General features: G+C 57.8%; 25 protein-coding genes. 10 read left to right on the forward strand and 15 right to left on the reverse strand.

Going from position 1 to position 24,719, the window contains the following annotated elements:
* Positions 1-59: 59 nt before the first annotated feature.
* The 8 genes from BW686_RS20205 to BW686_RS20240 form a co-directional block, all read right to left on the reverse strand.
* Positions 60-983: an SEL1-like repeat protein gene (locus BW686_RS20205; protein WP_179149325.1), complete on the reverse strand. Its 924-nt coding sequence runs from the start codon at positions 981-983 to the stop codon at positions 60-62.
* A gap of 59 nt (positions 984-1,042) precedes the next feature.
* A complete protein-coding gene (locus tag BW686_RS20210) occupies positions 1,043-1,939 on the reverse strand; it encodes an EamA family transporter (protein WP_084919267.1) in 897 nt (298 codons plus the stop codon).
* 146 nt (positions 1,940-2,085) lie between these two features.
* Positions 2,086-2,487 (reverse strand): hypothetical protein, encoded by a 402-nt coding sequence (locus BW686_RS20215; protein WP_084919268.1) that lies wholly within the window; start codon positions 2,485-2,487, stop codon positions 2,086-2,088.
* A gap of 270 nt (positions 2,488-2,757) precedes the next feature.
* Positions 2,758-3,015: a hypothetical protein gene (locus tag BW686_RS20220; protein WP_179149326.1), complete on the reverse strand. Its 258-nt coding sequence runs from the start codon at positions 3,013-3,015 to the stop codon at positions 2,758-2,760.
* Positions 3,016-3,381: 366 nt separating this feature from the next.
* Positions 3,382-4,290: a DMT family transporter gene (locus BW686_RS20225; protein ID WP_084919269.1), complete on the reverse strand. Its 909-nt coding sequence runs from the start codon at positions 4,288-4,290 to the stop codon at positions 3,382-3,384.
* Positions 4,287-5,300 carry a fatty acid desaturase family protein gene (locus BW686_RS20230; RefSeq protein WP_084919270.1) on the reverse strand — a complete coding sequence of 338 codons (1,014 nt, stop codon included), beginning with the start codon at positions 5,298-5,300 and terminating at the stop codon, positions 4,287-4,289. Before BW686_RS20230 ends, BW686_RS20225 begins: the two co-directional genes overlap by 4 nt.
* 794 nt (positions 5,301-6,094) lie before the next feature.
* Positions 6,095-7,234, reverse strand: a complete 1,140-nt coding sequence (locus BW686_RS20235; protein ID WP_084919271.1) for an endonuclease/exonuclease/phosphatase family protein — start codon at positions 7,232-7,234, stop codon at positions 6,095-6,097.
* A 39-nt stretch (positions 7,235-7,273) separates the two neighbouring features.
* The gene (locus BW686_RS20240; protein WP_084919272.1) at positions 7,274-7,936 is read right to left on the reverse strand and encodes a YciC family protein; all 663 of its coding nucleotides are present in this window, start codon (positions 7,934-7,936) and stop codon (positions 7,274-7,276) included.
* A 201-nt stretch (positions 7,937-8,137) separates the two neighbouring features.
* Between BW686_RS20240 and BW686_RS20245 the strand changes: the two genes are divergently transcribed.
* The 3 genes from BW686_RS20245 to BW686_RS20260 all read left to right on the forward strand — a co-directional run bounded on the left by BW686_RS20245 (position 8,138) and on the right by BW686_RS20260 (position 10,392).
* Positions 8,138-8,845: a DUF2076 domain-containing protein gene (locus tag BW686_RS20245; RefSeq protein WP_084919273.1), complete on the forward strand. Its 708-nt coding sequence runs from the start codon at positions 8,138-8,140 to the stop codon at positions 8,843-8,845.
* A gap of 437 nt (positions 8,846-9,282) precedes the next feature.
* Positions 9,283-9,759 carry an NYN domain-containing protein gene (locus tag BW686_RS20255; protein WP_004887906.1) on the forward strand — a complete coding sequence of 159 codons (477 nt, stop codon included), beginning with the start codon at positions 9,283-9,285 and terminating at the stop codon, positions 9,757-9,759.
* Positions 9,760-9,780: 21 nt separating this feature from the next.
* The gene (locus BW686_RS20260; protein ID WP_179149333.1) at positions 9,781-10,392 is read left to right on the forward strand and encodes a 3'-5' exonuclease; all 612 of its coding nucleotides are present in this window, start codon (positions 9,781-9,783) and stop codon (positions 10,390-10,392) included.
* Here the strand turns inward: BW686_RS20260 and BW686_RS20265 are convergent.
* Positions 10,370-10,846, reverse strand: coding sequence for an Lrp/AsnC family transcriptional regulator (locus BW686_RS20265; protein ID WP_084919275.1), 477 nt, complete (start codon positions 10,844-10,846; stop codon positions 10,370-10,372). The two genes, BW686_RS20260 and BW686_RS20265, sit on opposite strands and share 23 nt — an antisense overlap.
* Positions 10,847-11,013: 167 nt before the next feature.
* Between BW686_RS20265 and yedA the strand changes: the two genes are divergently transcribed.
* Together yedA and BW686_RS20275 are read left to right on the forward strand one after the other, a co-directional pair.
* On the forward strand, positions 11,014-11,928 hold the full coding sequence (gene yedA, locus BW686_RS20270) for a drug/metabolite exporter YedA (RefSeq protein WP_084919276.1): 915 nt from the start codon (positions 11,014-11,016) through the stop codon (positions 11,926-11,928).
* 61 nt (positions 11,929-11,989) lie between these two features.
* Complete coding sequence (locus BW686_RS20275; RefSeq protein WP_084919277.1) at positions 11,990-13,318, forward strand: DEAD/DEAH box helicase; 1,329 nt, start codon at positions 11,990-11,992, stop codon at positions 13,316-13,318.
* A gap of 153 nt (positions 13,319-13,471) precedes the next feature.
* Here BW686_RS20275 and BW686_RS20280 read toward each other — a convergent pair whose 3' ends face one another.
* Positions 13,472-14,710, reverse strand: a complete 1,239-nt coding sequence (locus BW686_RS20280) for a TIGR03862 family flavoprotein (protein ID WP_179149327.1) — start codon at positions 14,708-14,710, stop codon at positions 13,472-13,474.
* Positions 14,711-14,798: 88 nt separating this feature from the next.
* Positions 14,799-15,716, reverse strand: coding sequence for a histone deacetylase family protein (locus BW686_RS20285; RefSeq protein ID WP_084919279.1), 918 nt, complete (start codon positions 15,714-15,716; stop codon positions 14,799-14,801).
* A gap of 119 nt (positions 15,717-15,835) precedes the next feature.
* On the opposite strand from BW686_RS20285, the gene BW686_RS20290 reads away from it, so the two are divergent.
* From BW686_RS20290 to BW686_RS20300, 3 genes are all read left to right on the forward strand, one after another.
* Positions 15,836-16,405: a GNAT family N-acetyltransferase gene (locus BW686_RS20290; protein WP_084919280.1), complete on the forward strand. Its 570-nt coding sequence runs from the start codon at positions 15,836-15,838 to the stop codon at positions 16,403-16,405.
* 149 nt (positions 16,406-16,554) lie between these two features.
* Positions 16,555-17,424 (forward strand): acyl-CoA thioesterase II, encoded by an 870-nt coding sequence (gene tesB, locus BW686_RS20295; protein WP_084919281.1) that lies wholly within the window; start codon positions 16,555-16,557, stop codon positions 17,422-17,424.
* On the forward strand, positions 17,421-18,011 hold the full coding sequence (locus BW686_RS20300; RefSeq protein WP_084919282.1) for an HAD family hydrolase: 591 nt from the start codon (positions 17,421-17,423) through the stop codon (positions 18,009-18,011). The genes tesB and BW686_RS20300 overlap by 4 nt, the downstream gene beginning before the upstream one ends.
* Positions 18,012-18,393: 382 nt before the next feature.
* Here BW686_RS20300 and BW686_RS20310 read toward each other — a convergent pair whose 3' ends face one another.
* The 4 genes from BW686_RS20310 to BW686_RS20325 all read right to left on the reverse strand — a co-directional run bounded on the left by BW686_RS20310 (position 18,394) and on the right by BW686_RS20325 (position 22,294).
* Complete coding sequence (locus BW686_RS20310) at positions 18,394-19,383, reverse strand: hypothetical protein (RefSeq protein WP_084919283.1); 990 nt, start codon at positions 19,381-19,383, stop codon at positions 18,394-18,396.
* Positions 19,384-19,387: 4 nt separating this feature from the next.
* Positions 19,388-20,278: a KPN_02809 family neutral zinc metallopeptidase gene (gene ypfJ, locus BW686_RS20315; protein WP_084919284.1), complete on the reverse strand. Its 891-nt coding sequence runs from the start codon at positions 20,276-20,278 to the stop codon at positions 19,388-19,390.
* Positions 20,279-20,444: 166 nt separating this feature from the next.
* Entirely contained in the window at positions 20,445-21,731 is a 1,287-nt protein-coding gene (locus BW686_RS20320) for an MFS transporter (RefSeq protein WP_084919285.1), read from the reverse strand.
* A gap of 131 nt (positions 21,732-21,862) precedes the next feature.
* A complete protein-coding gene (locus tag BW686_RS20325; protein WP_084919286.1) occupies positions 21,863-22,294 on the reverse strand; it encodes a BRO-N domain-containing protein in 432 nt (143 codons plus the stop codon).
* Between the two features lie 502 nt (positions 22,295-22,796).
* Between BW686_RS20325 and BW686_RS20330 the strand changes: the two genes are divergently transcribed.
* Both BW686_RS20330 and BW686_RS20335 read left to right on the forward strand, forming a co-directional pair.
* Positions 22,797-23,924, forward strand: coding sequence for a DUF6861 domain-containing protein (locus tag BW686_RS20330; RefSeq protein ID WP_084919287.1), 1,128 nt, complete (start codon positions 22,797-22,799; stop codon positions 23,922-23,924).
* Complete coding sequence (locus BW686_RS20335) at positions 23,924-24,409, forward strand: hypothetical protein (protein WP_084919288.1); 486 nt, start codon at positions 23,924-23,926, stop codon at positions 24,407-24,409. Before BW686_RS20330 ends, BW686_RS20335 begins: the two co-directional genes overlap by 1 nt.
* Positions 24,410-24,719: the final 310 nt, after the last annotated feature.

Genomic DNA, 24,719 nt, shown 5'->3' on the forward strand with positions numbered 1-24,719 from the left:
CGCGTGCATGTTGAGCCTGCTGACCGCCTTCTCGAGGCCTCGACCAGATCGAGCACGACTCATCGTGCGGCGGCGGGCGCAACTGTCTGGATATTCTGCCGTGTGCGCGAACGAGCTTTTTGGGTGACCTCAACGTTCAATACCCAGTTCTTTTGCCCTTCGGGCATGATCGGTTCGTCGATAAATCGCACTTCGCGCATGGCGTCCATGGCTTGCTGATCGAAAGCGCTATTGCCAGAGCTTTCAACTAATGAAACGTCTGACGCAGCGCTGCCGGGGGCATAGTCGAGTTGCAGGGTAGCCGGTTTGCCCGCTGGGTCTGGATTCGTCAACTTTTCCGTTTTGCGATGCAACGCCTGAATGGCTCTGATGACGTTGCCTCTTGCGCCCTTGGCCCATATTTCGTTGTAGCGGTTCGCCTGCGTGATAGAGAGCGTCAGCCCCGTACGACGCAGTCGCTGCACGTTACCCCACGCTTCGTCGCCGGCGTAGCTGACAGCACTGAGATAAAGTGTCAGCGCACCCTCGCGATCCTGAGGGCCACCTTTGCCGTTCTCTAGAAGTCCCGCCAACTGAATGCTACTGCGTATGTTTGCAGGTGTACCGGCTGCCCGCTGGTAGAGTTGTCTGGCCTTGACGTAGTCGACCGGTTCGCCAATGCCATTCTCAGCCATGCGCCCGAGCTGGTAATACGCCGCTGGGTCTACATCGGCTGCAGACTGATAAAGCGCCCTGGCGCTGGAAAAGTTTTGCAAGACACTTTCACCGTTTTCATACAGGGTGCCCAGAATGATTTTGCAGCGAATATTACCGCGGTCGGCGTAGTCGCTAATCTCGGTAATTCCATGCGAAGTGATAGGGTTTTGATTACGTAAAGCAATGCAGCGCAGGTCCGCGAAAGCGTCATTCCGGGCGCTGCTGTTTGTGCTTTGGCAACCGATTAGCAAGGCGCTGAAGGTCAGTAAAATAAAAGCTTTTATCACGAGTCGTATCCGTATAAGCCTATTGCAGGATTCATTTTCTGTTGGCGGCGACGTGATCGTCATTCCGAAGCGCTCACACCCCGTCCAGATAACACCCCAAAAATCCGCTTCCTATACAGCCCGACGCCCAGCCCTGCCACGATCAAAACTACTGCCAACACTTTCTCCGTCGACACAGGCTCGTTGAATATCAATACCGAACCCAGCATTCCGAAAATGGGTACCAGTAACGACAGCGGTGCGACTGTCGAAACCGGATAGGTCTTGAGCAACGAATTCCATATCCAGTAAGCGAACAGGGTGTTGGGGTAGACCTGAAACAGAATCGACAGAACGGCGCTCGTGTCTATGTTATTTGCGAATGCGGCGTAGCCGACGCTTCCATTGACGGCATAGTCGAGCGCGAACAGGGGTATAGGCGAAAAGGCGCTGGACCACACCAGAAAGCCGAACACATTCTGGGTCCTGGCTTTTTTGTTGATGATGTTGGCCACACTCATGGACACCGCGCCGATCAATACCAGAAGCAGTCCGATCAAGCTCACTGAGCCATCGCTGATCACGATGACACTCAACAACCCACTGAGCGCGATCAGCATACCCAATACCTGGAAACGGGTCAGCGCTTCCTTGAACACCCAGCCGCCGAGCAGGATGGTGAAGAACGCGCTGAATTGCAGCACCAGCGAGGCGATGCCCGCCGAGAGCCCGGCCTTGATACCCAGATTGACCATGCCCCACAGACCGATACCGAACACCAGTCCGTAACCGATGAGATAACGCCACGGCACATCAGGCTTGCGGATGAAGAAAATCGCTGGCACGGCGCACAGGCTGAAGCGCAGGCCTGCCAGAATCAAGGGGTCGACGTTCGTCAGCCCCAGTTTGATCACCGAGAAGTTGAAGCCCCAGATCGCCATGACCAGCACAGCCAGCACTACATGCAGTGGTTTCATTGATAAGCCGTCTTTATGCGCTTTTATAAGTAGCAGACCTGCAAGCAGCGTCCGGAAAAGTAGTGTGTGATCGTTCGAGAGGGTGGATTGTTGCCATCCTACCCTGCTGTGTAAGGCGAACCTTGTATCTCAAGACGCTGGTGTTTTTACTCACAGTCTTCGCGTGAAAGCGTGATGGAGGTAATAAACCCTCCGGTTGAACTGGTGTATGAGTAAGTGATTTTGTTGCCCAGCTCCAGCACCAATAGATAGGCTGTTTGCTTGCACAAGCTGCCGTGGATCTGCTGAGTCAGATAGCTGTTGTAATAGGCTTTTTCGCCAGGCTTTCCGCTGTAACCACTGAGCGTGAGGTTGTAGGTGACGGTGTGATCGGCGTAAGTAATATCGTCAATTCGGGTCATTATATCCAGCGTGATGGGAAGCTGCTTCCTTTGCTGATCGATGACTGCTGACAGCGCTTCGTTTCCATCCTTAGCCCATAGAGGTGTGATGAAGCACATTGCTGCCGCACCCACGAGAGCCGCCTTAACCATACGAAAATTTTTCAATTCTATTTCCCTGTTTTAGAAAGTTGCCTGATTGCCTAAATCGGCCCTGTCAAGGCAAAGCCAGCAGCAAAAAACCGTTCGATCATCGGCAGGTTATCAGTTATCAGCAGCGTGTCATCCCTGCGCACGCGCGCGCTGAACACAGTCTATGTTCGTAGGCGAGTAAAGGGTCATTGTGAATGGATGATCAGCAGGCGTTCTTGGCGCTAAAAACGGGAGGCGAGAGCGTAAGAGAACGCCAGGGCGTGAGGCCCTGGCAAGCAGCAGGTATCACTTTTTCTTCTTGGCCGGCTTTTCTGCTTTGTCTGCCTTGTCTGATTTCTTGGCCTTTTCTGGCTTGCTATCAGCTTTTTTGGCAGATTTTTTTGGCTCGGCGTCTTTCTTCTTGTCTTTCTTTTCGGAAGACTTGGAAAGCGTTGAATCCTCTTCAGATTTTTTTGCCGGTGACGCCTTCTTGTCTTTCAGATCCTTGCTGGCTTTTGAGGCTTCGTCTTTGCTTTTCTTGTCGTCTTTAGCCACGTTGATCACCCTTTGGTGTATGCCGGTATTGGCACGTTGCCTATGGAAGTCTCCATAGGCTGATCATTAGGCGAGCGCGTCCAGAAACGGTTCAACCTGTTTTGATCATATCGCTCGCAGAAGGACGACATTCAGATCCTTGGCGACCCGCCAACTCACCGATGGCCACAGGGCTATCATTTCCACTTGGTTCAGGCATTTCCAACCAACGGATGGCTCGCCGGTAATGGAGTGACGGTAACTGTCGACTGCGCTCGCAGTACGGTGGTTTGCGGCAACCATCCGGAAGTGGAATTATCGAAGCTTGAGCAGGCTCTCAATGCTTGAGTCAATTGTCCGGATGGCCATCGCTGATCCGTCTGAGGCATCGACAGGTCAAGAGTTGACGTTCTCGCTCTTCGGGTACACAGACTGTGTATTGCGCGATGCCAGCAAGCTGCACAGCAGACCAACCATAACGAAACCCGCTCCCCACGCAGCGGACAGGCTCAAGACCTCTCCGAATAAAATGAAGGCGAACACCGTTGCAAATAGAGGGTCCGAGGTTTCAATAATTTGAACCCTGCCTGCTTCGCCTAATTTAATGGCTCGGGTTGTTAAATAGAACCCGCCAATGGTTGGAAATACCACTAGGGCAACCAGCGACAGTATGGCGGACAATGAGGGGGCCCTGAAGCCGGCGGCGAGCGCCGGCGGAAACAGGTACAGGCTGCCAAAGCCGAAAAGCCAAACCAATTGGCAGAGACCGCTACCGACATTGTTGTATTTGGCGAAGAATATAAATAATGCGTAACCCAGCCCCCCAAGCAGCGCCAGCGTGGCGCCTTTCATGGAGCCTGACATTTCACTCCCGACATTAAGCATGAGGAGAACGCCGGCAATGATGGTCAGGAAACTAACGGACTTCAGCAGCGTCAAGCGTTCGTTCAGGAAGATGGCAGAGAGGAGGATGGTAAAACCACCCGCCGCGTACGTCAGAAAAGACACCAGCGAAACGGACGCTTCTGCGAACGCTTGTGTCTCAAAGAAATACAGGCTGAATATTCCCAGGAACGCCAGAACCGCCAGCGTTGGCCATTGTTTACCAACGCGTGACAGTTCGCGCGCCTTGCCCGTCAACAGGCAATAGCCGAGCAATAAAAAGAAGGCGATGAACGCTTTGGTAAAAGCAATTTGCGATGCACCCACGCCTTGCAGCAACGTCAGTTTGGTCAGTGGACCAATCAGGCCGTTCAGCGCGGCGGCCGTCAGTGCGCAGATTGCAAAGTTATCGAAGATTTTCACCTGATTACCCCTAAAAACACCGACGGCTCGGGCTTCGCAAACGGATGAACGTTAATGAGATAGGCCAATAAACTGACTTTTCCATGTGCGCTCGTAAAAATGCCTCCCCAGAAATCATCCCACACCTTGAAGGCTTCATTTTCTCTAAGAATCACCGTCGCTTTTGCCAGGTTCCAATGCGGAATGCCTGGCAGGAGGTGGTGGGTCAGATGGTAGTTATCACCATGCATGCCGATAAACAGCTTCTCGATTCTCCCGGCATAGCGGTTCCGTGAGAAAAAACTGTGGCTTGAAAACGTCTTAGACATCATCGGAAAATGCTCAGCCAGTTCACTGTACCAACCGACAAGCGGGTAGACGATCAAGAAAGGTAAATACCACAGCAGCAGTACATCAGTGACAATGTCCAAGGCGTAGCTGGCTGATAACAGGCCCAGGTGAAAGGCGATAATGGCGAGCACCTCTCCGCGCTCTTTGGGTGTCTGCAAGGCCTTCCCCAAACGCTCTCGAACGAGATAATAGATGTAGTGAGGGGTGAGCCTTCCAAGTGCCGGGCTCAACAGGAAGCGCCAGAGGAACGAGGCTCTGGACAGGGTGTCGTACACGCCGGAATCCATCATATATTGATAGTCGGGATCGTGTTCAGCGTTACCGATATGGGGGTGGTGAGTCAGTACGTGGGATTTACGATAGCTGTCAAAAGACTGAAGTATCGTCCAGCCACACAGGACCCGACCCAGTGTGACATTGAGTACTTTCGACTTGAACAACGTACCGTGAGCCGCTTCATGCAACAGACTGGCCAGCGCGCGCTGGCGGGTCCCGATAATCAAGATCGCCATTATCCAGCCTTGCCAGCCCAAGGTTTGGCTGGCGAGAATACTCGCTGCGATCCAAGCCAGGCTTTCAAAAACAGACAGCATGCCTCGATAGTTATTTCTGGCGTACAACATCTTGATACGTCGCTTTTGATCGGAGGTTAACGCGACCTTATGGAAGTGTCCTTTCACAATAAATTCCTAGCATCCGTGAATTGCAAAGCGTGTCAGAAAAGACTGGAACGCTTCTGTAAAATTATTTAAAAGACTGAATCGTTATTGCCATATGGCGTGTGATCATTAACTATTCGTCGCCGCCTGAGTGAATCACCTTGAAGTAACCGAAGGCGCATCATGGGCGGTTGCTCTGTTGACGCGCTAAAGGGCAGCGTGCAGGGGTGAGCAACTGGCGGGAGTCATGGGATTTCAGGCACGCCAGTCGTTGGCTCTGGCGGCCCGCAGTGTGCATGCGAGAAACGTAATACGAAGGGGAGTTTTTTAGGTGTTGTGGCACCCTTGGTTTCGATGGCGCAGCGTGTGATAACGTTAAATAAATTAACCTCAGCACAAAGAAATTTAAGTGAAAATAAAAACTTATTAACATGTTGACGCTTCCATGCTGGCTCGATCTCTCCGAGGTGAAATGTAATCGACGCTTGACCCTTGTGTCAATCCTACGCAGCAAAAATAGGGGCACTTAAAAAGTTTTATTAGTTTTATTGCGTGTAAAAATAGCGCTCGGCAGCGCGTCTTTTGTATGCGCTAAGGACATGCTGATCAGCGTTGCGTCACTCGCGGTATGGCGCGGATCCCTCGGCTAGCCTGACGTCAAGTTAATATATCCACGTGCTCTGCTGTACAGTGAAATTTTTAATTGCCAAGCTCGACTTGCTGTACGACGTCATTATGATCGCCGAAATAAAGGTAATAGGTAACTTTAACTTTCTTATTTCAGATTATTATCCGGTTCCAGAGCATAAGCCCCCTCAAGGCAATACCGGCAATAAAAACCGCCCGATCACCGGCAGGTGATCGGATATCAACAAGGTGTCATCCCTGCGCACCCTCGCACTGACCCGCTTCAAGCTCGGGCTGTAAAACAGATAGTCCACTGTCCGGTCCGGCCCGTTGATGCGGCTGTCGTTGGGGAAGTGCGTCAGCCATTGGCTGCGGTCGATGCCGCTGGATTCGGCGTTGGTGGGGATCATCGGGTATTTTTCCCACAGCGCGTGCAGTTCGCTGTCGGCGGCGTAGCCTTGGCGTTGTGGTTCGGGGAGGCGTTGGTACTGGCCCAGCGGCAGCAGGTTGAAGTCGCCGCCGATTAGCCAGGGCGTGCCGCCGCCTTCCAGTTTGTCGAGTAGCTTTTCAGTGGCGGCGATCTGCTTTTGAGCGGTGCCGTCGCGCTTGGCAGAAGTCAGGCTGGTGTTGATGACGGCCAGTTCCCCACCGTCGCGCAAGGGCAGGTAGCTGACCAACAGGGCATCTTTTGGCTGGAACTGGCGGCTGATGATATTGGCGTCGGGCACCGGCAGTTGCAGGCGTTCGGCGCTGTCAATGTGGAAGCGGCTGAGGGTGGCGAGCGTTCTGCCGACGCTGCCCCAGATATGCGGGTTGGGCACGAACTCCGCTTTCCAGTAGAACGCCTGGGTGGTGCAGGGGTACAGGTCGGTCAGGCGCTCTTCGAGGAGCTTCAGCTGGTCCTGATAATCGGAGTTCTTGGCGCCGTCGTCGACGCCTTGAAGCAGCACGATGTCCGGCTGTTCATCACGGATGACCCGCGCCACTTCGTCCAGGTTGTAGGCAAGGTCTTCAGGCGTCGGGCGTTCATCCGGGCCGCTGCCGTCGGCCATGTCGTACCAGAACACGTAGCGCTTGCCCGCCAGGTACTGGATGTTCCAGGTCATGACTTTCAAGGCCTGGCCGGGCACCAGTTTTGGCGCCTGGACTGCGGGGTTGCAACTCGCCGTCAGCCACTCGTGTGCGGGCGGTCGCCAGGTCAACTGGAAGACCAGCAACAGCGCCACGGCGACCAGCAGCAGGCAGGACAGGGTCAGGCGTAACAGAACACGGGGCATCGGCTCGACTTGGCGCGCTTGGCGCTCGGTGAGGGATTCGGAGGCGAGCATACCGAATCCGCGCGCCTGCCGTCAGCCGCTGTCTGCAACTCAGGCTCTGTGCGCTGGTTCGCTGACCAGCATGAAAAGGCGAAACATCACGATGGTGGTAAACAGTTGCAGAAAGCTGCTGAGGCTGTCGAACGCCACCGACACCGGCAGGCTCTGTGGCTCTGGAAACAGGTAAAGGCTGGCACCCTCGAGCAGCCACAGCGGGATGTAGACGCTCAGCACACAGACCAGAATGCGGGTGAAATGCCCGGTGGTCATCAGCATGCTTTCGCGCATGGCCATGAACGGTGTGAGCCTGCGCATGACCAGCAAGTATTCGCTGAACGCCAGTTTGACCATTACCCAGAGGCCGGGAAGGACCAGCAGCGAGAGGCCGAACATGATCAGCAGGGTGCTCATGGCCGAAAGCACTGCAAACGTTGGCCACAGGCGTAACGCCATCGCCAGCAGGTCGCGGGTATGCACCTCTTCACCACGGCTGCGGGTGTCGAGAAACAGGATCAGGGCTGCGGTGTAGATCGGGTAGAAAAACAGCCCGATGACCAGTGTGTAGGCAGGCGAGGTCTGGGCGGGCATGGCGCTGGTCAGGGCTTGCTTGGCGAGGACTTCGAGAATCACCAGCGGCAGGCACAGCACCAGAATGCCGCCCAGGTGGCGACGGAAAAAATAGAGCGAATCCTGTATGACGTTCAACGGGTTCATGTGGGCAGATCGCAGGCTAAAAGCAGGTCGCCACTTTAGCCCATGCCCCTTGCTGAACCAAGCGCAGCGGCGGCAGGCCGGATGACTTCTTATCTTTTTCTTCATGTCATTGAAGCCCGTGGATGAGGCCCCATTCTTTGAGCAGGGTCCTGCCTGTTTCGGGCAGGAAAGATTTCCAGCGGCAATTCAGTGAGGTGGGTCATGAACAGCGAAGAGCAAACCTTGATTGATGGTCTTTTCTCGAAACTGAAGGACGCCGAAGCGGCTTCGGCCCCGCGCGACGCGGCGGCCGAGGCGCGTATCAAGGAACATCTGACCCGTCAGCCCTCTGCGCCGTATTACATGACGCAGGCGATTCTGGTGCAGGAGGCTGCGGTCAATCAGCTCAACCAGCAAGTGAAGCAGCGCGACGAGCAGATTCAGCAGTTGCAGGCCGAGCTTCAGCAGGCCAAAGGGCAATCCTCCTCAGCGCCAGCCAGCGGCGGGTTTCTGTCGAGCATCTTTGGCGGCAGCACTTCGCGCGCGCCTCAGCCTCAATCGGGTCAGCCTTCTGGTGGCGGCTGGCGCGACGGTGCCGGTTTCAACCCTGCACCTGCGCCCGCAGCGCCGCAGGGTGGTTACGCTCCGCCTGCGGCCCCGGCGGCTGGCAGCGGTTTTCTCGGCGGCGCGCTGAAGACTGCTGCCGGCGTGGCGGGTGGCGTGCTGCTGGCAGAGGGCATCAGCAGCATGTTCAGCCACCACAGCCAGCCGCAGGAGATTGTCGAAGTGATTCATGATGCGCCGCCGGTTCAGGACACCGGTTCGTTCAATGATCAGGGCAACTGGAACCAGCCTGATCAGCAGTACACGGCCGATGACAGCTTCGATAACGGTGGCGACATGTTTTCGGATGATGATTCGTTTGTCTGAGACGACGCTTCTTTTTTCGTACGCCTTAGAGCAGACACCTGTCGTTTCTCACGCACCAGCGTGGGTATGCCCTGTGTGACGTTCCGCGTCACACATCTGCGCCGCGCCACATATTCAAGATCGGACGCGGAGCGTCCAGAGCGGCATACCCACGCGGAGCATGGGTACGATAGTGTTCTTCCGGGCGCTTCTTGTTTCGTACGCCCCGGAACAGACACCTGACGTTTCGCACGCTCCAGCGTGAGTACGATAGTGTTCTCCTGGGCGCTTCTTGTGTCTCACGCTCCAGAGCTGACACCTGCCGTTCCGCGCTGGAGTGTAGTGACGATAATCTGTGCGTTGACCTCACTTCCTTCTTCAAGCTGGCATACTGGGCGCCGATTCACATTCCGGATCGCTGTAACCAGTGGGCATGTTGCCTGCCATGAGGAATTGCGGTGAAGAAGATCGCGGTGTTCGCCGATGTGCAGAACCTGTATTACACCGTGCGCCAGGCGCATGGCTGTCATTTCAATTACGCCGCGCTGTGGGCGGATATCAGCAAGCGTGGCGAGATCGTTCACGCGTTTGCGTACGCCATCGACCGTGGCGACAGCAAGCAGCAGCAGTTTCAGCAGATTCTGCGCAACCTGGGTTTCACGGTCAGGCTCAAGCCGTATATCCAGCGCAGTGACGGTTCCGCCAAAGGGGACTGGGATGTCGGCATCACCATCGATATCATGGACTTCGCCCCGCAGGTGGATGAAGTGGTGCTGGCATCGGGTGATGGCGATTTCGATATGCTGCTCGAACGCATCATCAGCAAGCATGGTGTCGAAGCGGTGGCCTATGGGGTGCCGGGGCTGACCGCCAACTCGCTGATCCGTGCCGCAAGTCGTTATGTGCCCATCGAAGGCGCATTGTTGTTGAAATGAATTTACAGGGTCAGGCCAGTGTTGGAACGTGTTGCAGTCATCGACTTTGAAACCACCGGAATCTCCCCGAACCCTGGCTGCAGGGCGACCGAGATCGCGGTGGTCATCATGGAACAGGGGCGTATCGTCGAGCGTTTTCAGAGCTTGATGAATGCCGGCGTGCGCATTCCGGCGTTCATCGAGGGGCTGACCGGCATTAGCAACAACATGATCCGTACGGCGCCCAGTGCCGAGCGGGTGATGGGCGATGTGGCGGACTTCGTCGGCTCGACGCCGCTGGTGGCGCATAACGCCTCGTTCGACCAGAAGTTCTGGGATTACGAACTGTCCCGCATCCAGCGCAAGCGCGAACAGAGCTTTGCGTGTTCGATGCTGCTGGCCCGGCGCCTGATGCCCGGCGCACCGAATCACAAGCTCGGCACCTTGACCCGCTACGCGCGCCTGCCCAATACCGGCAAGGCTCACCGGGCAATGGCCGACGCGGAAATGGCCGCCAACCTGACGGCGTACCTGACCAACGAACTGCGCAACACCCACGGCATTGCCGGAATCTCCCACCAGATGCTGTGCTCGCTGCAGAAAGTCCCGGCCGCCAAGATCGGCGAAACGCTCAAGCGTCAGCGCGGCTTCTGATCTCGTGCTTCACCAGGTAATCGGACGGCAGGCTGCGTTCGACAGCGGTGGACAGCACGATTGAAGTTTTGCTGAAGCCGAACTTCGCAATCCGGTTGATCAAGTCCTCCAGGTGCGGCATTGAATCCACTGCCGCTCGCATGATCACGCAGGGGTCGCCCGTGACCCGGTAGCACTGGATCAGCTCAGGCACCTTCCACAATTCCTTGTAGGCCTGCTGATTGCCGTGACTGCCCATGCGCAGTTCGATGATGCATTGAATCGGCAAGCCGACTTTCGACAAATCGACCTTGGCTTCGTAGCCCGTGATCACGCCGCTGGCTTCCAGTTTGGCGACCCTTTCCGCGACCGCCGGTGCTGAAAGATTGACCAGCTTTGCCAACTGCGCAAAGGAGGCCCGGCCGTTCTTCAGCAGTTCATCGAGCAGAATCCGATCGTACTTATCCAGTGTCATGGCGCACCTCATACTGCGTAACGAGTGGTTTTCAAATCAAAGGTACAAGGGCCGGACAAGCATTGATTCATAAGTCTGGTGGCGGATTAAACAGGGTTGTCTGCTTAATATTCGCTTATGGCCTTCATACAATAGGTGAACCATAACAATGATCCCAGAGCCTGACCATGCCCCCATCCGTTCGCATTTCGCCGTTGCTCATCGGTGCCTTTCTGGCGTTGTATCTGATCTGGGGGTCTACCTATCTGGTGATCCGCATTGGCGTCGAGTCATGGCCGCCGTTGATGATGGCTGGCGTGCGTTTCATGATTGCCGGGTGCCTGATGTATGGCTTTTTGCGTTTTCGGGGCGTGCCTGCGCCAACCTGGCCCGAGTGGAAAGCTGCGTTCGTGATCGGTTTCCTTCTGCTCGCGTGCGGCAACGGCGGCGTGACGCTGGCCGAGCATGCGGGTGTCGCTTCGGGCGTTGCAGCGTTGGCGGTGGCGACCATGCCGCTGTTTACCTTGCTGTTCGGCCTGTTCTGGGGCAATCGCACCACAAACCTTGAGTGGGCGGGGATTGTGCTGGGCCTGATCGGCATCGGCCTGTTGAATCTTGGTTCCAACCTGCAATCCAGCCCCTACGGTGCGGCACTGGTGATTTTTGCCGCCGCGTCCTGGGCGTTTGGCTCGGTCTTGAGCAAGCACCTGCCGCTGCCCAAAGGCCCGATGGCGAGTGCTGCCGAAATGCTGACTGCCGGGGCGACCCTGCTGATCGGCAGCGCACTCAGTGGCGAACGCCTGACGCACATGCCGACGGCGGCGGGCTGGGGCGCGCTGCTGTATCTGGTGGTGTTCGGCTCCATCGTCGCGTTCAGTGCTTATGTGTACCTGCTCAAGAATGTGCGCCCGGCGGCGGCGACCAGCTATGCCTATGTCAATCCGGCGGTGGCGGTGATGCTGGGGGTGGTGTTTGCGGGTGAGACCATTGGTGTTGAAGAGTGCATGGCGATGGTGGTGATCATCAGCGGTGTGGTGCTGATTGGCCTGCCGCAATGGCGCAGGTCGCCGCCGCGCGAAGCCGGATCTACACGCACAAGCTAACCGAGGCGGGCCGGACAGGTTAAACTGCGCGCCTTGCGTGAATTTTTCCTACGGTATCCCCATGACATTCGCCTCCCTTGGCCTGATCGAACCCTTGCTGCGCGCCCTCGAAGCGCTCGGTTACCAGACGCCGACGCCTGTACAGACGCAGGCCATTCCTCCGGTACTGGCGGGCCGCGATCTGATGGCGGCCGCCCAGACCGGCACCGGCAAGACCGCCGGTTTTGCCTTGCCGCTGCTGCAACGCCTGACGATGGAAGGGCCGAAAGTCGCGCCCAATTCGATTCGTGCGCTGGTACTGGCACCGACCCGCGAGCTGGCCGATCAGGTTCACGAAAGCATTCGTCAGTACGCCGAACACCTGCCGCTGAGCACCTATGCGGTCTACGGTGGCGTGAGCATCAACCCGCAGATGATGAAGCTGCGCAAAGGCGTCGACGTGCTGGTTGCGACGCCGGGTCGCCTGCTCGACCTGTATCGCCAGAACGCCATCAAGTTTTCCCAGTTGCAGACCCTGATTCTCGATGAAGCCGACCGCATGCTCGATCTGGGCTTTGCCGAGGAACTGCGCGGCATCTACGCCGTATTGCCCAAGCAGCGTCAGACGCTGCTGTTCTCTGCGACGTTCTCCGACGAGATTCGTCTGCTGGCCGCGCAAATGCTCAATGACCCGCTGACCATCGAAGTCAGCCCGCGCAACGTCGCGGCATCTTCGGTGAAGCAATGGGTCGTGACCGTGGACAAGAAGCGCAAGGCGGATCTGTTCATCCACCTGATGAAAAAGCACCGCTGGGGTCAGGTATTGGTGTTCGCCAAGACCCGCGTGGGCGTCGATCAACTGGTGGATCGTTTGCAGGGGCTGGGCCTGAATGCAGACGGCATTCATGGCGACAAACCGCAGGCCACCCGCCAGCGTGCGCTGGACCGCTTCAAGAGCAACGAAGTGAAAATTCTGGTGGCGACCGACGTGGCGGCCCGCGGTCTGGACATCGATGACCTGCCAACGGTGGTCAACCTGGACCTGCCGATCGTGGCCGAGGATTACATTCACCGCATCGGTCGTACTGGCCGTGCGGGCCTGACGGGAGAGGCGATTTCGCTGGTGTGTGCCGATGAGGTCGAGCTGTTGTCGGCCATTGAAGTGCTGACCCGTCAGACGCTGGAGCGCAAGGAAGAACCGGACTTCGAGCCGGAGCACCGGGTGCCGAGCACCGACGCCAGCGGCCAGATCCTCAAAAAGCCCAAGAAACCGAAAAAACCCAAGGTCTCGGGCAGCAAGCGCAATCTGGGCAAATGGGTCGACAGCGGCGAGTCCGAGCCAACGCCTGCGGTCAAGCCGGTCCGTAAGGTGCCCGTCTTCAACACCGGGCCACGCAAGAAGAAGCCTTGAGGCTGCTCCGCACCGTATAGCGAGGATTGGACGCAGAGCGTTCAGAAATACAGGGCGTTCGGGTTTCTGCCCGCAGGGCTCCTACGCCCTGCGGGCAGAATCAAAAGCGGGCTTGTGCGTAACGATAGGCGCGGAGCGTGGGGGCGATCCGGATCAGCGCGATTGCAGCCACTCAAGCATCCCCAGCCCCGCAGCGCGGCCGCTGGCGAAGCAGGCGGTCAGCAGGTAGCCGCCGGTGGGGGCTTCCCAGTCGAGCATTTCGCCGGCACAGAACACGCCGGGCAATTGCTTGAGCATCAGGCGTTCGTCCATCGTTTCAAACGTCACGCCGCCTGCGGTGCTGATGGCTTCATCAAGGGGGCGCGGTTTGATAAGCGTCAGTGGCAGGGCCTTGATGGCTTCGCTCAACAACAGCGCATCAGCAAACGTTTCACGAGGCGCCAGCTCACGCAGAAGTGCAGCCTTCGCACCGTCCAGCCCCACCTGGCTGTGCAGGTGCTTGGACATCGAGCGCGAACCGCGTGGTTTGCTCAGGGCTTTCTGAATATCTATCAGCGTTTTGCCGGGCAGCAGATCGATCTGCACGACCGCCGAGCCATTACGGTTGATCTGCTCACGAATCTGCGCCGACAGCGCATACACCAGGCTGCCTTCAACACCGGTCTCGGTCAGCACGCATTCGCCCAGGCGCAGCGCCTGGCCATGCAGGCCCATGGCGATGTTCTTCAGTGGCGCACCGGCAAATTTGCTGCGCAACAGATCACTCCAGGCCGTGACCTCGAAACCGCAGTTGGCGGCTTGCAGAGGTGCGACGCCTACCTGCTTCTTTTGCAGCCACGGCCACCAGGCCCCATCCGAACCCAGGCGAGCCCAACTGGCGCCGCCCAGCGCCAGCAAGGTGGCCGCAGGCTTGAGCGTCAGTTCGCCTTCCGCGCAGGCAATGCGCATGCCGCCATCGGCAGTCCAGCCCAGCCAGCGATGCCGGGTGTGAATGACGACACCCGCATCCCTTAACCGCTTGAGCCAGGCGCGCAGCAGCGGGGCGGCTTTCATGTCTGTAGGAAACACCCGGCCAGAACTGCCGACAAAGGTGGCGATCCCCAGTTCATGAATCCACCGACACAGTGCATCGGCGCCAAACTCCCGCAACATTGGTGCGATCATCGGTGATCGTTCTGCGTAGCGGGCCAGAAACGCAGCATACGGTTCGGAGTGGGTGATGTTCATGCCGCCAACACCCGCCAGCAGAAACTTGCGCCCTACCGAAGGCATCCCGTCATAGAGGTCGACCCGGAAGCCGGCCTGACTCAACACTTCTGCCGCCATCAGCCCCGCAGGGCCGCCTCCGATGATGGCGACGGATCGGGAAGCAGGGGAGGCGAGGTCAGTCATGGTCAGCAACGTATCGATAGCAGAAGGGTGAGGCATTCTACCCGAGGCTGTTTTCAGGTGCGCAACTCAGGTGCAGTGCAACGCAGGGTTACAAACCCATATCGTTCCAGACCTTCTGTGCGGTGTGAGGCAGAATGCCGTGACGCCTCGCCAGTGCCTGACGGTCCTTGCTGTAGCCGCCGCCGATCACGCCCATCACCGGAATGTCGCGGCCCAGACAGTGACGCAGTACCGCTTCGTCACGATTGGCCACGCCCTGGTCGGTCAGTTGCAGATAGCCGAGCGCATCGTCCTTGTGAACGTCCACTCCTGCGTCATACAGCACCAGATCCGGCTTGTAGAACGGCAGCAGGTAATTGAGCAGGTCATCGACGACGTTCAGGTACTCGGCATCGCCCATGCCCATCGGCAGCGGGATGTCCCAGTCACTCTGGGCCTTGCGTGCCGGGAAGTTCTTTTCGCAGTGCAGCGAGACCGTGATCGCTTCCTCTGTATCCGCCAGAATGCGTGCGGTGCCGTCGCCCTGATGAACGTCACAATCGAAGATCAGTATTTTATCCACACGACCGCTTTGCAGCAGGTACTGGCTGATCACGGCCAGGTCGTTGAAAATGCAGAACCCGGCCGGGTAATCGTAGTGCGCATGATGCGTGCCGCCCGCCAGATGGCAGGCCAGGCCATGTTTCAGGGCCTTTTCGGCGGTCAGCAGCGAGCCGCCCACGGCACGCACCGTTCGACGCGCCAGCGCTTCACTCCAGGGCAGGCCGAGACGCCGCTGGTCCTCGCGTGACAGGTCGCCGCTCAGGTAACGGTTTATGTAAGACGGGTCATGCGCCAGCGCCAGAATATCCGCCGGGCATATATCGGGGCGTATTAATTGAACGTCGCGGGTCAGCCCGCTGTCGACCAAGTAGTCACGTAACAAGCGGAACTTGTCCATCGGAAACCGATGGTCCGGCGGAAAGGCCGGGCTGTAGTCGTCATGGTAGATGAGCGGCAGTGACATTGTGCGTCCGTTCAAGGGGCCAAGCCCGATAGTGCCAGTAATGTGGCCGCCCGCCCAGTTCGCTGGCGGGGCCTTAGCTACTCGGGCATTTACTCATGTCTCGTTACACGGGGAAATCGATGGAACCGATACTCAAGCTGGACAGCGCCCGACTGCTGCTGCGTCAGTGGCGTGACGACGACCTGCCTGCGTTCGCCGCCATGTGTATGGATCCGCAAGTCATGCGCTATTTTCCCGAGTCCCTGAGTCGTCTTGAAAGTGCGGCCATGATTGGTCGGCTGCGAGGCCACTTCGCCGAACTGGGCTTCGGCTTCTGGGCGCTCGAGCGCAAGGACACGGGCGAGTTCATTGGCTTCACCGGGCTGCACGTGGTGGGCTTCAAGGCGCCGTTCACGCCGGCGATTGAAATCGGCTGGCGGCTGGCGCACGAGCATTGGGGTCTGGGTTTCGCCAGCGAAGCGGCCTGGACCGCGCTGGGGTGTGGCTTCGAGCGCTTGAAGCTGAAAGAAATCGTGTCGTTCACGGCCGTCAATAATGAGCCGTCGCAAAAAGTGATGCAGGCCATCGGCATGCAGCAGGATGAATCCGGAAGCTTCGATCACCCCAACCTGCCGGACGGCCATCCGCTCAAGCCGCACGTGCTGTACAGGATCAGCCAGGAACAGTGGCTCAAGACGTTGAAGCCTTGATGGGGCGGATTAAGTTGCACGCTGGATAAGCTCACCCTCTTAAAATCTGTATCATTCCATTTAAATGCTGCGGGCCTTGTGGCTCGCCACACACCACATCGGCCGCCGCTGTATTGCGGGGTCTGCCTTGATGTGCGCGAGGAGTGATAATGAGTCAAGTGCTGGATGATCTGGTTGAGCTGCTGACGCTGGAAGCCATTGAAGAAAACCTGTTTCGCGGCCGCAGTCAGGATTTAGGGTTTCGTCAGCTGTTCGGTGGTCAGGTGCTGGGCCAGTCGCTGTCCGCGGCCAGTCAGACCGTCGAGGAAACCCGGCACGTTCACTCGCTGCATGGTTATTTTCTGCGCCCCGGCGATGCGGGCCTGCCTGTGGTCTATCAGGTGGACCGCGTGCGGGATGGCGGCAGTTTCAGCACCCGTCGCGTCACCGCGATCCAGAAGGGCAAACCGATCTTCACGTGCAGCGCTTCCTTTCAGTACGACGAAGAAGGCTTTGAGCATCAGGCCACCATGCCTGAGATAGTCGGCCCGGAAAACCTGCCTTCAGAACTGGAGCTGCTGACGCGTCGCGCGCACCTGATTCCAGAGGCGGCGCACGACAAGTTTCTGCGTCCCAAACCGATTCAGTTCCGCCCGGTGACCGCCGAAGACCCGTACGACCCCAAGCCCGGTGAGCCGGTCAAATATGTGTGGTTCCGCGCGGATGGCAGTTTGCAGGACATACAGGCTCTGCACCGGTACATGCTGGCCTACGCTTCTGACTTCAACCTGCTGACCACTTCGCTGCTGCCCCACGGCAAAACCGTCTGGCAGCGTGACATGCAGGTGGCCAGCCTCGATCATTCGCTCTGGTTTCATAACGATCTGCGCGCCGATGACTGGCTGCTGTACGCAATGGACAGCCCGTGGGCAGGCAATTCCCGCGGTTTTTCGCGCGGCAGCATTTTCAATCGCGCCGGGCAACTGGTCGCATCGGTCAGTCAGGAAGGGCTGATCCGCCATCGCAAGGACTGGGCATGAGACTCGACGGCATACGGCACTGGGTTTTCGACATGGACGGCACCCTTACCGTCCCGGTTCATGATTTTCCGGCGATCAAGCGGGAACTGGGCATTCCGCAGGATCATGACATTCTTGGCCACCTTGCGGCGCTGCCTGCTGATGAGTCAGCGGCCAAGCATGCCTGGCTGCTGGAGCACGAACGTGAACTGGCGCTGGGTTCGCTGCCCGCCGAGGGCGCGGTCGAGCTGGTCCGCGAACTGGCTGCCCGTGGCTATCGGTTAGGCGTACTGACCCGTAACGCCCGGGAGCTGGCACACATCACCCTGAGCGCCATCGGCCTCGCTGACTGCTTTGCGGTCGACGACGTGCTGGGTAGAGATGAAGCAACGCCCAAACCCGATCCGGCCGGCCTGCTGAAGCTGGCCAGCGCCTGGAAGGTCGAACCGGAAAGGATGGTCATGATCGGCGATTACCTGCATGACCTGAGCTGCGGTCGGGCAGCGGGGGCGAAGACAATCCTGGTCAACCTGCCGGACAATCCCTGGCCGGAACTGACCGACTGGCATGCGGTTGATTGCACAGCGCTGCGCGGGATGCTGGGCTGATCTGAACTGACATTTGCGCGACTCAAAGTCGGACGCAGAGCGTCCAGCACCGCGTGCCCACGCGGAGCATGGGCACGATGAGTGTTTTCAAGAACACCTATCGTTCCGCACGCTCCAGCGTGGGAATGCCTTGGGTGACGCTCTGCGTCACGAATCTACGGAGCGCTGCACGTTCAGGGTCGGGCGCAGAGCGTTCAGCACGGCATACCCACGCGGAGCATGGGCACGATGAGTGTCCTCAAGAACACCTATCGTTCCGCACGCTCCAGCGTAGGAATGCCTTGGGTGACGCTCTGCGTCACGAATCTACGGAGCGCGCACGTTCAGGGTCGGACGCAGAGCGTCCAGCACGGCATGCCCAAGCGGAGTGTTCTCAAGGGCATCAAAACGGCTTGAACAACACTGCCTGACCTTCCGGTGAGGTAAACATCCCGTCACCGTTATGGCCGACTTTCGGCACGATCACCAGGCGTTGGTTAAGCCCCTCGGGATGGCGCTTCTGCAGGTAGTTGAAGTAGTTCTGTCCGCGAATCAGGCGGTAGGGGCCTTGCGCTTCGGCGGCACAGGTCTTGTCCAGCGCCGGGTGGTTTCGGTCGGTGTCCAGCTCGCCCATCAGGTAGGTGATGTCGCGCTTCACGTAATTCTTCTCGATGTCAGCCGGCTTTTCCTTGCCCGAGTAGAAGGGCATCTTGTTGAGGCCGTATTTCCAGTCGTTGAAGTTCGGGCAGCTCTGCGCGGTTACCGGTTCAGGCCGTTCCGCGTCGAAATAAGCGTAGGACGACGGGTTGGCGATCACGTAGCGCAGCTTCACCCCTTCACGTTGCAGCAGGGCGTCTTCCTTACCGCCGATCATCGCGTAGCGCTGCACCACCTGGGCACCGCCGGAGTGCCCGGCAATCACGATTTCCTTCAGGTTGGGGAACAGTTTGCTGTCGCTCAGGCGCTTGAGGATGTGGTCCAGCACCAGAAACGAACTGACCGGCTTGGGATCGGTGGAGGTTGCGCCTTCCATCCAGCTGTTCTGGCGCCAGCGCAGGATCGACTCCGGCAGGTGGTGCGCGACGATGTCTTTCTCATCCAGAAACTGCGGCGCGATCAGCAGGGTCTTGCTGCGCTCTCTGGACTGGTTGGCAGCGCGTTCGATGCTGCGCAGGTAGGTTTGCGCATTACGCAGGCGACCGTGCAGCACGATCACCACGCGTTCGATTTTCGGTTTCGGGTGTACCCACTCCTGGCTCAGCCCAAGCGTCGCCTCGGCGCCATTGATGGCCAGACGATCCGGGCTGATGGAATTGACCGCTTGATCCTCGGCGTGCGCCCCGAGGCTCACGAAGGCAGTGCTCAATAACAGGACCAGAAGCGGTTTAATCATGTGCTCAGAGACTCTTGGCGGCGAACGTGTCGCATTGATTGATTTGGCCTTGGGCAAAGCCTGTCTTGAACCAGCGCACGCGCTGTGCGGAAGTCCCGTGAGTGAAGGAGTCCGGAGCGACTCGACCACTACTTTGCTGCTGCAAGCGGTCGTCACCAATGGCGTTCGCCGCATTCAATGCTTCTTCAATATCACCCGGCTCAAGCCAGTTCAAACGATTTTGTGCGTTGTAGGCCCAAACACCTGCAAAACAGTCTGCCTGAAGCTCCTGGCGCACCAGTAAACCGTTGTTGCCTTCCATTTTCTGGCCAGCCTGACGGGCCTTGTCGACCTTTGCCGAAATGCCCAGCAGGGTCTGCACATGGTGCCCGACCTCATGCGCAATCACGTAGGCCTGGGCGAAATCACCAGCGGCGGAAAAACGCTGAGACATTTCGCGGAAGAAATCCATGTCCAGATAGACCTGCTGGTCAGCCGGGCAGTAGAACGGGCCGGTTGCCGAGGTGGCGCGTCCGCAGGCGGAGTTCACCTGACCGCTGAACAGCACCAGCGTCGGGTCCTTGTACTCGCGACCGCTCTGCGCGAACACTGCGCGCCAAGTGTCTTCGGTGTCTCCGAGAATGCTGCGTACGAATTCGGCCTGCTGGTCATTGGCTGGCGGTGCTTCACGCGTCTGTGCGCTGGGCGGCGCGCTTTGCTCGGTGCTCTGCCCGGTCAACTGGCCAAGAATCTGCATCGGGTCCTGACCGGTCAGCAGGCCGATCGCGACAATAATCACGATACCGCCGATACCCAGCCCCTTGCCGCCGATGCGCATGCCCCCGCCACCCCCACTGCTGCCGCCATCGCGAGCATCGACTACGTTGTCGCTGCGTCGGCCTTTTTTCCAGAGCATGTCGGATCCCTCTTCTTTTCTTGCAGTGAGTGTTGCTGCTGATACAGGTCTGGCCTGTGCGGCGGTCCGACCAGCGTTGTGCAGAATGCGAGAGTATAGAGGGGTGTCGGGCAGATTGGTTCTGCCCGGGTAGGGCGCCGGTTCTGTTTTCGGGCGCCTGCGGCGGTCAGGCCTGCTTCAAGGGCTGCGCTTTTTGCACATCAGCAGGGGAGGCATCGGCAAAGCGATCGACCTGGCGCAGGGATTTGAAGCCCGTCATCCACGCGCCGACCACGCCCAGCGTGCAGACGCCGCCCATGATTGCGGCGGGAATTGCGCCGATCAGCGAGGCGCTGGTGCCCGCCCGGAACTCGCCCAGCTCGTTGGAGGAGCCGATAAACAGCATGTTCACCGCATTGACCCGGCCGCGCATGTTGTCGGGCGTCGAGAACTGCACCAGCGCCGAGCGGATGAACACGCTGACCATGTCCGCGGCACCGGCGACCAGCAGCGCCAGGCACGATAGCCAGAATAAAGTGGAAAGGGCGAACACCAGATTCGCCACACCGAACAGGCCGACAGCGAGGAACATCGTCATGCCGACATTGCGCTCCAGCGGGCGCATGCTCAGGTAAATGCCGACGCCCAGCTCGCCCAGGCTCATCGACGCACGCAGCATCCCCAGCCCTTGCGGCCCGAGGTGCAGCACTTCATGGGCGTAGATCGGCAGCAGCGCCACTACGCCGCCGAGCAGCACGGCGAACAGGTCCAGTGAAATGGTGCCAAGGATGATCGGGCGCGAGCGGATAAACGCAATGCCCGCCGTGAAACGGCCCCATGCGCTTGAACCCAGCTCCATCGGCTTGCCGGCAAACGGCGTGGCGACCGGAGCCAGCAGCAGAACCCCGGCAATGAACGCCGCGACACACACCGAATAGGTCAGCTCTGCACCGCCCAGCCAGTACAGATAGCCACCGATCAGAGGGCCGCCGACGGTCGAGCAACGCATGATCACGCTGTTGGTGGCGATGGCCGACGGCAACTGGTCGCGTGGAACAATCTGCGGCAGCAGGCTTTGCAGGGCCGGGCCGGTGAAGGCGCGGGCACAGCCGTAGAGCATCAGTGCGCCATAGATCAGCCGCAGGTCTTGCAGTTTGAGCGCGGAGAAGACCAGCAGAATGACGCCACAGACCGCCTGCACACCCCAACTGATCATCAGGATCACCTTGCGGTTATAGCGGTCGATCAGATCCCCGGCGGGCATCAACAGCAGCAACATGGGGATGAACTGAGCCAGGCCCACATACGCCAGCGCCATCGGCTCGCGGGTCATGTCATAGACCTGCCAGGCGACCACCACCGCCTGAATCTGCATGGCAAACACCGCCATCAGGCGTGACAGGATAAAACTGACGAAACCGGGCTGGCTGGACAGCTTGACCGGTGCAGAGGACGCGGAAGACTCGGAGCTCAAGATCGGATCCCATCGGAACGTTTAATTCACGTGTCGGTTTATACCTCAGCGTATAGATAGGAAGCTAATAAATAATCTGACAGTTTCACGATGCATTGATCGGCTCTGTTCGAGGTGAGGAACGATCAGCTTCATGCCGCAAACTTGTCTCGGCCAGGCGGCAGGCCAAGCAAACGGCGCCACCAAATCACGGGGGCACGGTGTTCAGGCAGAGTATGTTCGCTGCGCAGCATCGGAATCACTTCGCTGGTAAGCCATTGGCGCAGTGCGCGGTTCTCGGGAACGTAGTGATGCACCAGCAGCGCATAGACCCCAGAGTCGCTGATCATCAGGCACTTTTGCCACTCGCCGTGACTGTGCAGCCATACATGACGGTGCTGGTCGCTGTCCAGTTTACGGGTCGAGCGCTCATCCAGCGCCTTGCCCATCAGCCGGGCGAGGTCCTGTAACGAAAACCAGCATTGATACCCCAACCGCACGGCACGCAGCCCGCGATGATGGCGTATGAAAATCAAGGGCTCGACGTAGTCGGTGCAGGGGATAAGTTTCGGGTCGGTCTTCATGAGGCACTCAGTCTTTGATGTTGAGTCGCCAGACGTCGTCGTCAAACAACAGGGTGGCAACTGTGCGCAGGTTGACGAACCGGCCATCAAAGAAACCGGCAGACCCGAAGGTCTCCCACACACAGTCGCCATAACAGGCACCCACGCATTGTAATGCGTGGGGCTGATTGCGGCGTACTGCCGTTTTTTTTGATGAGTCGGATCGTCAAATCCGGTCGCTGACTCAACAGCGACGGCGCGCAGGCTAGAGTGGTCATGGCTTGGGGGCAAGGCGCTAAAGCCAGGATCAGATTGGTCCTACATGTCGTGGCTGATTGTTCCTACAAATGCGGTCCAGCCACGTCCAGTAGGAGGTATAACGCTCGAAAAATTGATCAAGTTAGCGAGTTGTAAGAACTTTCCGAATTTCAAGGGTTTTAGGTGCTTCCCTCGAAAAAATCGTGCGACGTCTGGTAGGTTGCCCACGCAAGGACTGTATCAAGCGTTGTCAGGGAGACACTGAATGTTATTTTTCCACATGCTGCCTTCATGGAGTGAAATACGACAGCAGCTCGACCGCGATATGGGGCACCAGACTGGCGGTCACTTTCGAACATATCTAAACCAGCCTGCACCTTCCCGATCATTGATCATTCGCCGCTTTGACTGCGTCAGAAGAGCGTTCGTCCTCGCCGAATGGGAGGCTGGTCGCATTTTGGTACGGCGTTTCTCGGACCTCGACATCTCCAGCATCATCAAGGACTTGATCGATGTTGTGGCCCAAATGGCCATGATCGTAGTGGGCAGTGCTTTTACCGGAGGATTGATCGGCGCTGGGGCTGGTTCAGCTTTTTTCGGCGTAGGCGCTTTATTCGGTGGTGCAATGGGCGCCACGCTGGGCATGCAGGCCAGTACCTTCGTGTTGGGAGTACTCGGTTTAAAATCCATCGCGGAATACGTCGTCGATGACTTCCCTCGCATCATTGATTACTACAAGTGCGGCATCAAAACAGCATGGCAAGGCCCTCGCGAACAAGGGCTGAGCCCGTTCATGAGTGATGATCCGTACGCCCAGAACCGCGCCACTCAAGACATCGCAAAAGGGCACGTGGAAGTAGTACTGCTCTTGCTGGGGGCGATGGTTGAATACCTCACACATGGCCGAGGTGACGCACGCCTCCTCGCACAGGAAATGCGAGCCAGCGCTAAAGGTGAGCGACTGGGCCAGTGGATGCTCAAACACGAGGAAGCGCTGAAGAAGCGGCCTGATTTGCAGAGGCCGGAGCCGAGCAAGAGTGCGCTGGAGCAAGACGCTTTTGCCCCCGTACCGCAGTCTAATCATGAAGGCGAAAAGAGCCTGGAAAATGTAACAGGTGTAATCAAAGCGAGTGAAACTATTGGTCAGCCTGTAGAGGCTGTGATAAATGGACGCAAACGGCTGTTACGCGTTGACATCGAACCCAATGGTAAGCTTCAAATACAATCGGGTGGAGGAAAAGACTCCATCGTGGACTTTAGACCCGATCTTTCCAAGCCGCTGGCGCCTCAGATTGATAAAGCGTTTAAACGGTTGCCTCAGTCTGTAAGGGATCAGTTGATCCGGAATGCGGAAAAAGGTCTGAAGCGCTTGCAAGAAACAGGGAATATGTAATGACTGATAAGTACGCCGTTGCTTTGGGTTCGGGTGCCGTGCTGCCCGAAAGAGAGAATTTGATTCTTCAAGCGTGGGGCGATGTACCGGTCTCGCATTTTCAGGATGAAGACGTTTTGAATGATTGTAGCTTTCTCGATTTAAAAATAAATAAATGGGAGGTCAACAAGCAATGGAGCGCTCAACAAGAAAGTGAGCCTTGGATAAGGATGGAAATACTCAGAGGTCAGGCGCTTGAAGACTATCTACAGAACGATGGCGAAATGTTGCGTCATGCCACTCAGCATGAAGCCCTCGTCGTAGTCGAACTGGACGAGGGCGGACTGGACATTGATGATTTTTTGTTAATGCGCCTTATCTCAGTCTTTAGTGAACGTTTTAAGGTTTACCGTTTTTGCGATGGCTATCAGGAAGTCCATGAAGAAGCTCTTGCTTCCTTACCGGCACGAAACGCTGTTATGGAGCGATTGGTCGGGTGCTGGTGAGTTACCGAGTTAGCCATCTCCCGGTCAATAGTGTGGGCCGTTTGGGAAGTGTCTTAGCCGCCACTGTATTTAATGTTCTGGTGCCGGATAATGGACGAGAAAGAAATATACCTGGCATTGGACGGAACATGCCGACGCCGGGACGTCGCACGATAGTTGAGATTATCGTTCCTCACGCTCCAGCGTAGGAATGCCTTGCGTGACGCTCTGCGTCACGGATCTACGCTGCTACACATTTCAAAAAGACCGGACGCAGAGCGTCCAGAACGGCATGCGACGCGGAGCGTCGCACGATAGTCATAGTCCGTCA

The sequence above is a fragment of the Pseudomonas syringae genome, from assembly GCF_002157375.1.
GTDB lineage: Bacteria > Pseudomonadota > Gammaproteobacteria > Pseudomonadales > Pseudomonadaceae > Aquipseudomonas > Aquipseudomonas syringae_T.